Source organism: Haemophilus sp. HN_Hi16 (assembly GCF_049823435.1).
Classification (GTDB): domain Bacteria; phylum Pseudomonadota; class Gammaproteobacteria; order Enterobacterales; family Pasteurellaceae; genus Haemophilus; species Haemophilus influenzae_D.
Map to the genome: position 1 here is coordinate 1,537,814 of NZ_CP187500.1, position 13,752 is coordinate 1,551,565.

Below are 13,752 nucleotides of genomic sequence, written 5' to 3' on the forward strand. Positions count from 1 at the left end.
GAAATTTCACCGCACTTTTTTATGACTAATTAATTACCCGCCAAACCGTCTCTAATTCGTTTTTCAAACTGATCATAATCCACTAAAAACGCATCGTGTCCGTAATCTGATGGGAATTCATAAAAATGTAGATCGACTCCACTTTGTTCTAAAAGCTGTTTACTTTTATAAAGATCAATGGGTTTAAAAAGTTGATCCGTTGTCACTGAAACCAATGTATAGCGTGCTTTAATGCGTGACAATGCTTCTTTAACATTGTCATACCCCAAACTGGGATCATACATATCCAACGCACGTAACAAATGCAAATAACTATTTGCATCAAAACGTTCTAAAAATTTTTTACCTTGGTAAGAAAGATAAGATTCAACTTGAAAGTAATCGCCCCAAAAACTGCCATCTGATTTTGTGGCACGCCCAAAGGCTTTCGCAAGTTGTAAATCAGTGCGGTAAGTCAGCATACCTAGCATACGCGCAATAGATAGCCCTTGATCTGGCGGTGTACCATCATAGTAATCGCCACCGTTAAAATTAGGATCATTAATGACCGCTTGACGCATCACGTGGTTAAAGCCTATGGCTTCAGCACTAAAATAAATGGATGAACAAAGATTCACGATATTATCCATAAAATCAGGATAATCAATCGCCCATTGATTCGCTTGCATACCGCCAAAAGATCCGCCAATAATCGCTTTTAAATGGCTAATGCCAAGATGATCAAGCAAGGCTTTTTGTACTTTGACAATATCCTGCACAACGATATTAGGAAATTGGCTACCATAAGGTTTACCCGTCTGCGGATTAATTGATGAAGGCCCAGTTGTTCCCTTGCAACCACCTAATACATTCGAACTAATAAAGAAATAACGATCTGTGTCCAACGCTAAACCTTTGCCCATAAAATTCTGCCACCATCCATTGCGACCATCATCGAAATAAGGCTCAGCATCGCCAGTCAAAGCATGGCAAATTAATACCGCATTATTTTTTTCGGCATTGAGTGTGCCATATGTTTGATACGCGACATTAATATGGGAAAGTTTGCCGCCAAGCATCAGAGTTAAAGGCTGTGTGTCAAAAAGCACTACATTTTGCACAGACATTGAAAACCTATCGTAATAATCAGAATGGCGTTTAAACTATCAGTAAGTCGATTAGCTTGTCAAGAAATTTTAGCCGTCTAAACGGCTAAATTATCGCACATCAATGCGATTCACAAAATCCATCAAATTCCCCTTGAAGTGCGGTCGATTTTTCATTATGTTTACCGCTATGCTAGTAAAAAAATTCTCCCCAAAATTCACCGCACTTTTTCGCGCACTACTCTACGCAATCTTTGCATTGATTATACTTTGCTTGCTAGTTGATCGAGGCGTAAGTTTTTATGTTCGCGATAAAATATTCACAAATATTGATGAACTCCCCTTTCGTCCTTACGCCCTTGTGCTTGGCACATCAAAATACACCGTCAGCGGAAAACCGAACGTTTATTACGATAGTCGCTTAACCACAGCTAAAAGCCTAATCGAACAACAAAAAGTGAATTATCTTTTATTAAGTGGTGACAACCGAACTTTGCAATATAACGAACCTCGAGCAATGTTTCGCGATTTACGCAAAATGGGCGTACCAGAAACTTCAATGTTCCGTGATTTTGCAGGCTTTCGCACCCTTGATTCCGTTATCCGCGCCGATAAAATTTTCCAAGTACAAGCATTTACGATTGTCAGTCAAAAATTTCATTGCGAACGCGCACTATTAATTGCCAAAGCACATAATATTGATGCCATTTGCTTTGTGGCAAAACAGCCAGAATTACATTTTTCCACACAAATAAGAGAATTTTTTGCCCGCATAAAAGCGGTTTTTGATTTGATATTAGGGGTTGAGCCTTATTTTTTAGGAGAGCCAGAACCTTTGCCGAAGAAAAATTTTCAGTGAAATAATCGCTGAAATCTAATCAGTATTTCTACCAAAAATTTCCGCTAAAAATTTGCAAGCTTACTTAAAATTGGTTAAAATCTACACGCTTTTGCAAAGAATGTTAGGTATTACGTAAAGTCCCACGTTCAAATCCTTAAATTAGCAAAATTTATCAGGTGAATTATGAAACTCTCCCAAGCAAGCAAAATTGTAAAAAAAACTTCTTAGTATTCTAGTCTCTTCTGCGCTTTCTACTACCTATTATTCACTTAGTACAACTCCAGTCTATGCAGCTTTAACAGAAAATATTACAACAGACACCACGCTTACTGGTGAAACAGATACTCTTCCAGATAATAAACAGCTTTCTGTACAAAACGGTGCACATTTAACATTAAAAGGCGAAGAAACCATAAATGAAACAATTACAGGAGACGAGATAGTTCCCTTATATGTAGAAGGTTCCAAACTAACAGCTGAAACATTAAATATCAATGTCACCCCTAGTGACAAGGCAACAAACAATCGCCCTAAAGGAATGATTGTTCGTGGTAATTCAACTGCCGAGATCAAAAACCTTAATATCAATGTCACAAAATCCAATTGTGAGAAAAATACAAGTCAATCAGCTGATTCTGACGCAGCTTATGGGCTGGCTGTAGGGTATAACTGGAATGGGGGAGTAATACTGGTAATGCTCATGTTAATGTAGAAAACGCAAATATTACAGTAAACAACACTAAAGATACTGTCAGAGGGAATTATACTGGAATTCCTATTTCTGGTGGAAAATTTGAAACTGGCTATCAATATTCTGGTATTAGAGTATATCGTTCAACAGGTTCAACACCAGAATTTCATTCTACAGGAAAAGTAGATATTAAAGTTTCTGACGTAAGTACAAATAAAGTCGCAGATTATATGGTGGGGATTTACGTGTCAGGTAATGATGCTAAGGCTATTTTTGACGGAGATACAAATATCAGTGTCACCGCAAAGGGTATTAACTCTGCAGGTATAAAAATCGGTAAACCCGGCAATGGAGATGCGGGTAAAAATGCAACCGTAGAAGCCAATGGAAAATTAACCGTAGACACTACCGCAACGATTGGAACAACTATTGCGAAAAGAAAAACTTATCGCGGTTCAGGTGCGGTACGTTTATTTGATGAAAACTCAAAATTCACTATTACAGGTAAAAATAATACTGAAGCTTCTGAAATTCAAGCCAGTACGAATACTTTAGTTTTCGATACTATTGATTATGAGAATCTTGGGGAAGTAAAAAAATTTTTTACTTTTTACGAAATGCTTGCGAGAGGTAAAGATAATAAAAACAATCAGGTTAGCTTAGTTAATACCAAACTTTCTACTACTTCGGAAACGGATAGCCTTATTCTTGCCAATTCCCGTTTTAAAAAAGAAGGTGACTTGATGTGGGGAGCAAAGCTATTAGGTAAACAAGACGCTTTACTACGCTATTTTACTTGGGGGGCATTTAATGTAAAAAATGCAACATTTAAACTTTCAGGCGACAAATCCACAGCTACCGCTGCATCAAAGGGATGGGCTGTGTATGCTAAATCAGAAGAAATTGACGAAACCAATAAAACTGCCAAAGCCCATTCAGAACTTACCACCACCTTTAGCGAGGGTGCCCAATTAATAGGTTTAGTTCATCAAGATATTGGTTCAACCTTAACAATGAATGTGGACAAAAAAGCTGTTTGGACGTTGAAGAAAAAAGAAGATTTAGATTCAGACAAACAACGTTCTACTGCAAAATCAGTTACGTTAAGTCAAGGCGGTGTATTAGATGTGGGAAGCAATTCTGGGGAATACATCGTTAAAATATCATCAAATGGTGTAGATAATGACGGAACGTTTACCAACGATCACGGCATCATTACCCTCGCCAATCAATCCTATGAAGATAAACTTACCATTGAAGGGAATTATGATGGTAAAGACGGTGTGTTAAAAGTGAATACAGAATGGAACTCGCCGGGCGATGATCAAGGAGGGAATTCTAAATCTGATTTACTTGAGATCACAGGCAATGCATTAATTGGTCGTGACAAATTAACCGAGAAATTTGACCGCACTTGGTGGGAATTAGGCTTAGGTTCTCAATTCTCCTTAAGTGAAAACACTTACCTTTATGCAGATGCTCGCTACGAAAAATCTTCGATAACAACAGACATAAAGGCTACCAAGGCACTGTGGGTGTGAAATATTCTTGGAAATAATCTTATAAAATAAGGGCTGATTTTAAAGATCAGCCCTTTGTTTTAATGGTAAATTTTATTCCAATACCGCCCAAAATTCAGCAACGGTGTGGAAAGATCCAAAGACTAAAACAACATCATTTTTTACCGCACTTTTGAGCGCTGTACGCACACCATCCATAACAGAATTATCTGATGTAGCTTGAACGTGTGGGAAATGACTTTTCAGTTTATCAGCTAATTCATCGCCTGACTGCCTGCGATAGCCGCCTAAGGTTACACAATGCCATTCATTAATAATAGGCGTTAAATGTGCAAATACCCCATTTGCATCTTTATCTTTTAGCATTCCACATACGGCAATTATTTTGCCCTCAATGTTGCATTTAAGTGCGGTTAATTTTTCAGATAAATATTTTGCAGCGTGAGGATTATGCCCCACATCAACGATAATTGTTGGTAAGGTTTCAACTGATACGCCAAGATAATCCGCTAATTTTTTACGTCTATCTGCTTTTATTGCTTGAAAACGACCAACCAACTCCACCTCTTGCAGAGATTTTCGCAAAGTCTGTTCAGAAATATCAAAAGGTAAACATTGAACAGCAGCAAGAGCCGTTGCGGCATTCGCCAATGGAATCTGACAAAACGGCAAATTTTCTAACCGCACTTTTTTATTTTGCCATTGCCAATTTTCAGCATTTTGCTCAAATGACCAATCCACATCACGACGAGAAACTTGGCAATATAATTTTTCAGCCTGATCTAACATTGTTTGAGGAACATTAGGTTCGCCAATCACGACAGGGCAATTTTCGCGGAAAATTCCTGCTTTTTCAAAAGCAATAGCCTCTCTGGTATTCCCAAGAAAATCGGTATGATCAATATCGATGCTAGTAATCACAGCAAGATGGCTATCCACAATATTGGTCGCATCTAAACGACCACCCAACCCCACTTCTAAAATCACCACATCTAACTTTGCTTGCTTAAATAAATGCAATGCAGAAAGGGTGCTAAATTCAAAATAAGTCAGCGATTCTGTTTTGTTTTCATCAATAAAAGCAAAAGAGGCTGTATGTGCTTCATCGGGCAAATCTTGATTTTGAATGCGTACTCGCTCGTTATAACGCAACAAATGGGGCGAAGAATACACACCCACACGTAATCCGTGATTAAGCAAAATCGTTTCTAATAAGCGGCAAGTGGTGCCTTTACCATTCGTCCCTCCCACTGTTATCACATAAGGGGCTGGATGAAGTAAATCCAATTTTTCTGCCACAGATTTAATACGATCTAAACCGAGATCAATGGGTTTAAAATGACTTTTTTCTAAATAAGAAAGCCACTCAGCGAGTGGCGAAGTGGCTTTAAGTTGCATATTATTCATCTTCTGAAATGAGTTCAGGTTCTACAAAAGGAGAAGGTTGATTCGTTAATTTACTCAGTACACTTGCCAAAGTTTTACGCATTTCTGAACGTTTCACGATCATATCAATTGCCCCTTTCTCAAGTAAAAACTCACTGCGTTGGAAACCTTCTGGTAATTTTTCACGTACGGTTTGTTCAATAACACGAGGGCCAGCAAACCCAATTAAGGCTTTTGGCTCGGCAATATTTAAATCCCCTAACATCGCAAAACTGGCTGATACGCCACCTAAAGTTGGATCCGTTAATACTGAAATAAACGGCACACCTTTTTCACGCATTTGGGCAAGCACCGCACTAGTTTTTGCCATTTGCATTAAAGAAAACAAGGCTTCTTGCATACGCGCACCGCCACTTGCAGAGAAACATACAAAGGGACAATTAATTTCCATTGCTTTTTCAGCCGCTTTAACAAATTTTGCCCCAACTACAGAACCCATTGAACCGCCCATAAAAGCAAAGTTTGATGCAGCCACAACAATTGGCATATTATAAAGTGTACCTGTCATGGTAATTAATGCATCTTTTTCACCCGTTTCTTTTTGTGCCGCACTGATACGATCTTTATATTTCTTTAAATCTTTAAATTTTAAAATATCTTTTGGTTCTAAATCTGCCGCAATTTCTTGGCTTGAATCTTCGTCCAATAAGTTTAATAAACGCTCACGGGCATCAATACGCATATGATGACCGCATTTAGGGCAAACATACAGATTACGTTTGAGTTCTTCACTATAAAGTACTTGTTCACAAGCAGTGCATTTTGTCCATACGCCTTCTGGCACATTGGCTTTTCGAGTGGAAGAAGAAGGACTTTTACTAAAAATTCGGTTAATCCAGCTCATTTTTTGACCTTTTTATTGACTAGAAAATTGCGCGTATTAGAACATAAATTTATAGAATTTGCTACTTGTAAGGCCGTTTTTATACTGCTCCGATTTCCTTTTTAACAAGATAATTTGCTCTCCTCTTATTGAACATTTTTTCTATTTTTTTGTCTTATAGACCACGTTGTCTGAAATCTATTTTGGAGTATTTTATGAAAAAAACACGTTTTGTATTAAATAGTATTGCACTTGGATTAAGTGTATTAAGCACATCATTTGTTGCTCAAGCCACTTTGCCAAGTTTTATTTCGGAACAAAACAGTCTTGCACCAATGTTAGAAAAAGTTCAACCTGCCGTTGTCACTCTTTCCGTTGAAGGAAAAGCTAAAGGAGATTCTCGTTCTCCTTTCCTAGACGATATTCCTGAAGAATTTAAATTTTTCTTCGGCGATCGTTTTGCGGAACAATTTGGTGGACGCGGAGAGTCAAAGCGTAACTTCCGTGGTTTAGGTTCTGGTGTCATTATTAATGCAAGCAAAGGCTATGTTTTAACCAATAATCATGTTATTGATGGGGCTGATAAAATTACCGTGCAATTACAAGATGGTCGTGAATTTAAAGCAAAATTAGTGGGTAAAGATGAGCAATCAGATATTGCGTTAGTTCAACTTGAAAAACCAAGTAATTTAACAGAAATCAAATTTGCTGATTCCGACAAATTACGCGTAGGCGATTTTACTGTTGCAATTGGTAATCCATTTGGTTTAGGTCAAACTGTGACATCAGGTGTTGTTTCTGCATTGGGTCGTTCAACAGGCTCTGATAGCGGTACTTATGAAAACTACATTCAAACCGATGCAGCCGTAAACCGCGGTAATTCGGGTGGTGCGTTGGTAAATTTAAATGGCGAACTTATTGGCATTAATACCGCAATTATTTCTCCAAGCGGTGGCAATGCAGGAATTGCCTTTGCGATTCCAAGTAATCAAGCAAGCAATTTAGTGCAACAAATTTTAGAATTTGGTCAAGTACGTCGCGGATTGCTTGGTATTAAAGGGGGCGAACTCAATGCTGATTTAGCCAAAGCCTTTAATGTGAGTGCGCAACAAGGCGCATTTGTGAGCGAAGTTTTACCGAAATCTGCTGCTGAAAAAGCAGGTCTTAAAGCGGGCGATATTATCACGGCGATGAACGGTCAAAAAATCTCAAGTTTTGCTGAAATGCGTGCAAAAATTGCCACCACTGGTGCAGGCAAAGAGATTAGCTTGACTTACTTACGAGACGGCAAATCCCACGATGTTAAAGTGAAATTACAAGCGGATGATGGTAGCCAACTTTCCTCTAAAACTGAATTACTCGCATTAGATGGCGCAACATTGAAAGACTACGATACAAAAGGCGTTAAAGGCATTGAAATCACAAAAATTCAACCTAATTCGCTGGCTGCACAACGTGGTTTAAAAGCGGGCGATATTATTATTGGTATTAATCGTCAAATGATCGAAAACATTCGTGAATTAAATAAAGTGCTTGAAACTGAGCCATCAGCAGTTGCACTTAATATTTTACGAGGTAACAGTAATTTCTATTTATTAGTGCAATAATCTGCTTGATATATTTAAGAAAAAAGTCCGATCACAATGATCGGACTTCTTTTTATGCAGCAATCGTTCTTAACAAATCCACCACAAATTCTAACCGCACTTTGTTATCGGATAGATCTTTCATAAACTTAAATTTTAATGGACCATCAAATCGATACACAATAGGTTCTTTTTGAATTAATTGAATAAATTTATCTGGATTCACTTGTGCTTTTGCTGAAAACTCAATAAAACCGCCTTGTGTTCCAGCATCAATTCGCACAACTTTTAACGGCTCAACCAATAAACGCAACTCTGCAATTTGTAATAAGTTTTTCGTTGCATCAGGCAATAATCCAAATCTGTCAATCAACTCGACTTTTAATTCATCTAATTCTGCTTTACTCTCTGCTGCAGCAATGCGTTTATAAAAGGATAAACGCATATTCACGTCTCCTAGATAATCATCAGGCAGTAAAGCAGGAACGCGCAATTCAATATCCGCTTGTTGTTGCGTCAGTTCTTCTAAGGATGGTTCTCGCCCTTCTTTTAACGCTTTAACCGCCGCATCCAATAATTCCATATAAAGCGAAAAACCGATGCTTTCGATTTGTCCGCTTTGTTCATTTCCGAGTAATTCGCCTGCACCACGAATCTCTAAATCGTGGGTTGCCAAGATAAAACCAGCCCCAAGGTTATCAAGATTTTCTAACGCATCTAGACGGCGTTCAGCATCTTTTGTCATCATTTTTGGCGGTGGCGTAAGCAAATAAGCATAAGCCTGATGATGTGAACGCCCGACTCGTCCACGTAATTGATGAAGCTGAGCCAAGCCAAAATGATCCGCTCGTTCAATAATAATGGTATTTGCTGTTGGCACATCAATACCTGTTTCGATAATGGTTGAACAAACTAAAACGTTATAACGCTGATGATAAAAATCACTCATCACACGTTCTAGCTCACGTTCTCGCATCTGTCCATGCCCCACAATCACTCGTGCTTCAGGCACAAGTGCGGTGAGTTTTTCCGCTGTATTTTCAATACTTGCAACATCGTTATGAAGATAATAAACCTGTCCGCCACGCAAGATTTCACGCAAAATCGCTTCTCGTACAACAAGATCATCATTCTGGCGGACGAAGGTTTTAATACTTAATCGGCGAGCAGGAGGTGTGGAAATAATGGACAGATCACGAATACCATTCATCGCCATATTAAGCGTACGCGGAATTGGCGTTGCCGTTAGGGTAAGAATATCGATATTCGCACGAAGCTGTTTGATTTTCTCTTTTTGCCCTACACCAAAACGGTGTTCTTCATCAATAATCAACAATCCAAGATCGTTAAATTTGACATCTGATTGAATTAATTTATGGGTGCCAATCAATATATCGACTTTTCCTTCTGCGAGATTTTCCAGAATTTGTTTTTGTTCTTTTGCAGTTTTGAAACGCGATAACACTTCTACGTTCACAGGCAAATTCGCAAAACGATCTTTAAAATTCTCGTAATGCTGTTGGGCTAACAGTGTAGTTGGCACTAGTACTGCTACTTGCTTATGATTCATCACAGCCAAAAATGCGGCACGCATTGCCACTTCAGTTTTACCAAAACCCACATCACCACAAACAAGGCGATCCATTGCCTTAGGCTGGCACATATCCGAAATTACCGCATTAATTGCCATTTCCTGATCGTAGGTTTCTTCAAAAGGAAAGGTTGCGGCAAATTGTTGAAATTCTTCACGATCATATTTAAAGGCAAAGCCTTTTTTCGCTTCACGTTGTGCGTAAACATCTAATAACTCGGCCGCCACATCACGAATTTTCTCCGCTGCTTTTTGGCGTGATTTAGCCCAAGCCTCGTTACCCAATTTATGTAATGGCGCACTTTCATCAGAACCACCCACATAACGGCTAATCAAATGTAATGAAGTCACTGGGACATAAAGTTTTGATTCATTGGCATAATTTAACAGCAAATATTCTGCTTTAATGCCGCCTGTATCTAAGGTGACCAAACCACCATAACGCCCCACACCGTGATCAAGATGCACAACTGGCTGCCCTATTTTCAGTTCGGCAAGATTGCGTACAAGCGTGTCAGGATTAATTGTTTTACGTTTGTCTCTAGAACGTTGTTGAACGCGCTCGCCAAGTAAATTAGCTTCGCCAATAATCGCAACAGGAAGCGATTGTTCAATAATAAAACCTTGTTCAAGAGAGCTGACTAACAAGCTAAATTTTTCATTTTCAGCCTGTTCCAAGGATTGAATTTGTTTTGGTTTAAGTTTTAACGCTGAAAGCAAATCAAGCAAAGTCTCTCGGCGACCTTCCGTCTCCACAGAAAACAGTATATTTCCTTTAAAATGCTCAATAAATTGGCGTAATTGCCCCAATGGTTCTTTTTGCTGGGATTGAATGGTCACTTCTGGTAAAGCGGCAACAGGTAAATTTTTCTGGCGTACCGATGACCGCACTTTTTCCGCTTTAAATGTAATGCGTGGATAAGATTTCAATCGGCGATTAACTTCATCTACATTAAGCCATAATTTTTCAGGCGATAAAAGCGGACGCATCGGATCCACTTTACGTTGTTCATAACGCTGTTTGGCATCTTGATAAAAACGCTCGCCTTGCATTTGGTTGTTTTCCATATCCACAAACAGCGTTTGTTCTGGCAAATAATCAAACAACGTCGCCATTTCAGAAAAGAAAAGAGGCTGCCAATATTCAATGCCAGAAATCAAAGTACCTTTACTGATTTGCTGATAAATATGTTCGGGATCTCGACGAATCTCCCCAAAGGTTTCACGAAATTGCGCACGGAAAAATTCAATCCCTTTGTCATCTGTTGGAAATTCGTGCGCCGGTAAAAGATTAATTGATGTAATTTCATCAAGAGTACGTTGCGTGTCCACATCAAAAGTGCGAATGGAATCAATTTCATCATCAAAAAAATCAAGACGAAAAGGCATCGCACTTCCCATTGGGAAAAGATCCAACAAAGCTCCACGAACAGCATATTCACCATGTTCTAATACTTGCTCCACAGCACGATAGCCCGCGGCTTCTAATTGTAAGCGTATTTTATCGATGACCAAACGATCGCCTTTTTTAATCAGAAGCACATTGTGTTGTAAATATTGTGGCGGGCAAAGGCGTTGCATTAACGTCGAAATCGGCAATAAGAAAATGCCTTTTTTCGCATTTTGTAAATGGAAAAGCGCACTTAAACGAGAGGAAATAATTTCTTGATGGGGAGAAAAGGTATCGTAAGGTAAGGTTTCCCAATCAGGAAAAAGACATACATTTTGGCTGCTTAATTCCGATAAAATCCGTGATAAACGTACCGCACTTCGTGTATCTGGTGTGACTACTACAGTTAAATTTTGATTTTGCTCTGCAATTTCACTAATCGCCAGTGCATCAGCACCTTGTAAGACATTGCCTAAAATTTTATGATCATTAGGTTGGGTTGGAATATCAGGTTGGAAAAAAGCCGTTTTCATAAATATAAATAATGTGTCAATCTTGTATAAAAATTGACGAATAGTGTACTGGAATTTGACCTATCTTTCAATAAATTTACTGTTTAAAAAACCAGTTAATATTTATTTCTTTAAAGAAGATTCTTCTTTCTTCAAATTACCATTTTCATCTTCTGTTGCTGACATAGGCACGCAGCTACAATTAGGTTGATCTAACCCCCATTCTTTAATGAAGTTGTCATATTTTTCAAGTGCGCGTTTAAACCAGCCTTTTGGTTTTGCGGTTTGCTCTGTCATAAAGTTCCTCGCGCTAAATATTGTTTAATTTCTAAACGCAAACATTCTACGCCTTTTTTCTTGTTAATGGGAAGTTGTTTTTTTGTTAAATAAGCGGAAATTAATGGGAAGTTTTCTTTGCCCGCTAATTTTAATAAACGCCTTATCGCAGGAATGCTCGAAAATAAAGTGCGGTGAAAATTAGCGAAGTTTTTTAAGCTCAGCCAATCGAACTCATCAAGCTGCCAATCAAACTGATTTTGCTCAAAATTTATGGCGAACGGATGAAAAGATAAAGGGATATTACGCTGAAATTGTTTGTGTGCAGTATCAACTAAAGCCAAGCCTTCTTTGGAAAGACCTTTAAGAGCAATCGCTGAATAACAACCACTACTCGCTTCTTGATGTTCGCCTAAATGCACCAAAACAAAACCGCACTTTTGCCAAAATTTTGCCAATTCGTCAGTGTAACCAAAACTTACCGAAAGAAAATCCACTTCTGAATTTTCCATAAATTTCATTAGATTTTGACCAATGCCCTTTTGCTGCCAATTTGGTTGCACGGCGATACGTGAAATGCGGAGTGAACGCAGTTTACAGGCTTGGGAAAGATTTTCGTGGAAACACAAGGCTTGTGGCACAAGATTCCCTTTCGGGCGGCGCTTGCCTTGTTGAATTTGAATAATCAATTCGTCATCCGACATATTTCCTTCTTCTAACGCCCAAATTGCACCGAGCAAATTCTGTTGATATTCAGCAAAATAAAAACGTTGATTTTCCCCATCCAGTAAACGACGAAGATCGAGTGGCGATGTGCGGTAGTGAGCAATCGTCATTAGCCCATAAAAATCTCGAAAGAAAAATTGATGACTATATTCCTCTTGGCTGCCCTTGCTTGTGAGGGGTGCTACCGAAGGCTGAGGGGAGCTGGCTATATCTAAGTCCCCCTTCCGCCCTACGGGCACCTTCCCCCGCAAGCAGGGGAAGGAAAGGTTTTTAGCGTTTTTCTCAATGTTATAAGTAATATCGCTATAGTCGAAGTGCTGAAAATCATCTTCGGCATTTAGTAACAAAAGATCATCAATAAAATGTTCTAATGGATCATTTTCTTGCCAACGTAGGGGCTGTTTAAGCTCAAAATGCTGAAAAGTGCGGTGAATTTTCCGTTTAAATTTTAATTCGAAACCACGCCCCGTTCCTTCATAGCTATGAATTGTTGTGCTGAAGACAATATGTTGAAAATATTGAGAATATTGTTGCAATAATGGCAATGGGATCATCGCTGCTTCATCTACGAGCAACCAAGCAGATTGACTAAATTCTGGTTCATTTTGTAACCGAATAGTCAGTTCATCGGGCGCAATAAATTCTATCTCTCGTTCTGAAAATTCAATAACCGAATGTACCGCACTTTTATTTGGTGCAGTGAGATAAACTGGCGCTTGAATTTGGTTAGCAAGCATCCCCAATAATGCGGATTTTCCTCTTCCTCGCTTGGCGGTTAGAAAATAAATATCCTGCTCAGTTTGTAAAATAGTCTCCATAATTTGTTGTTGAGCTAACGTGGCATTTTTGTGATGCTCGTTAGAATAAAAAATGGGAGGAAATTCAACCGCACTTTCCTCTCTGAAAATGGGGAAATGATAGCGTTCAATGCACTGTTTGAAATGATCAATAAAATTAGGCGTGGCGATTGCTGACTGATTTCCATTCCAACGTAAACTATCTTGATCAGTCTGCTGAGATAAATTTTCCCAATCGGATAAGACTAAACAAAATGTACCGCCCATTTTTAGTGTTCCAGCTGCAATAGCCAGCGCTTCAAGATGAATGCCATTTCGTCCATCAAATAAAATATGTTCAAATTCTTGTCCAAGCAAATTTGTTGCTTTAGAAAAAGCAATGCCACTTTCGCCGATAATCAAAACGTTATCAGGCACAAGTGGCAAGGTTTTGCAGATTAAAATTTGAAGATGGCGAGATGGCATCGT

The 13,752-nt window shown here is 38.8% G+C and carries 9 protein-coding genes; 3 read left to right on the plus strand and 6 right to left on the minus strand.

Annotation, left to right across the window (positions count from 1 at the left end; genetic code table 11):
* Positions 1 to 29: 29 nt before the first annotated feature.
* Positions 30 to 1,106, minus strand: a complete 1,077-nt coding sequence (metX, locus tag ACPT9C_RS07640; RefSeq protein WP_425627460.1) for a homoserine O-acetyltransferase MetX — start codon at positions 1,104 to 1,106, stop codon at positions 30 to 32.
* A 157-nt stretch (positions 1,107 to 1,263) separates the two neighbouring features.
* Here metX and ACPT9C_RS07645 point away from each other — a divergent pair, with 157 nt between their 5' ends.
* Both ACPT9C_RS07645 and ACPT9C_RS07650 read left to right on the plus strand, forming a co-directional pair.
* Positions 1,264 to 1,944, plus strand: coding sequence for a SanA/YdcF family protein (locus ACPT9C_RS07645; protein ID WP_050948466.1), 681 nt, complete (start codon positions 1,264 to 1,266; stop codon positions 1,942 to 1,944).
* A 903-nt stretch (positions 1,945 to 2,847) separates the two neighbouring features.
* Positions 2,848 to 4,158, plus strand: a complete 1,311-nt coding sequence (locus ACPT9C_RS07650; protein WP_239683294.1) for a hypothetical protein — start codon at positions 2,848 to 2,850, stop codon at positions 4,156 to 4,158.
* Between the two features lie 72 nt (positions 4,159 to 4,230).
* Here ACPT9C_RS07650 and folC read toward each other — a convergent pair whose 3' ends face one another.
* Together folC and accD are read right to left on the minus strand one after the other, a co-directional pair.
* A complete protein-coding gene (gene folC, locus ACPT9C_RS07655; RefSeq protein WP_050948467.1) occupies positions 4,231 to 5,535 on the minus strand; it encodes a bifunctional tetrahydrofolate synthase/dihydrofolate synthase in 1,305 nt (434 codons plus the stop codon).
* Position 5,536: 1 nt separating this feature from the next.
* The gene (accD, locus tag ACPT9C_RS07660) at positions 5,537 to 6,427 is read right to left on the minus strand and encodes an acetyl-CoA carboxylase, carboxyltransferase subunit beta (protein ID WP_050948468.1); all 891 of its coding nucleotides are present in this window, start codon (positions 6,425 to 6,427) and stop codon (positions 5,537 to 5,539) included.
* Between the two features lie 194 nt (positions 6,428 to 6,621).
* On the opposite strand from accD, the gene ACPT9C_RS07665 reads away from it, so the two are divergent.
* Positions 6,622 to 8,013: a DegQ family serine endoprotease gene (locus ACPT9C_RS07665; protein WP_050948469.1), complete on the plus strand. Its 1,392-nt coding sequence runs from the start codon at positions 6,622 to 6,624 to the stop codon at positions 8,011 to 8,013.
* 52 nt (positions 8,014 to 8,065) lie between these two features.
* On the opposite strand, the gene mfd is transcribed toward ACPT9C_RS07665, so the two are convergent.
* The 3 genes from mfd to ACPT9C_RS07680 form a co-directional block, all read right to left on the minus strand.
* Positions 8,066 to 11,506, minus strand: a complete 3,441-nt coding sequence (gene mfd / locus ACPT9C_RS07670) for a transcription-repair coupling factor (RefSeq protein WP_050948470.1) — start codon at positions 11,504 to 11,506, stop codon at positions 8,066 to 8,068.
* 102 nt (positions 11,507 to 11,608) lie between these two features.
* Positions 11,609 to 11,782, minus strand: a complete 174-nt coding sequence (locus ACPT9C_RS07675; protein ID WP_005657572.1) for a DUF5363 domain-containing protein — start codon at positions 11,780 to 11,782, stop codon at positions 11,609 to 11,611.
* Positions 11,779 to 13,749, minus strand: a complete 1,971-nt coding sequence (locus ACPT9C_RS07680) for a tRNA(Met) cytidine acetyltransferase TmcA (RefSeq protein WP_050948471.1) — start codon at positions 13,747 to 13,749, stop codon at positions 11,779 to 11,781. Before ACPT9C_RS07680 ends, ACPT9C_RS07675 begins: the two co-directional genes overlap by 4 nt.
* Positions 13,750 to 13,752: the final 3 nt, after the last annotated feature.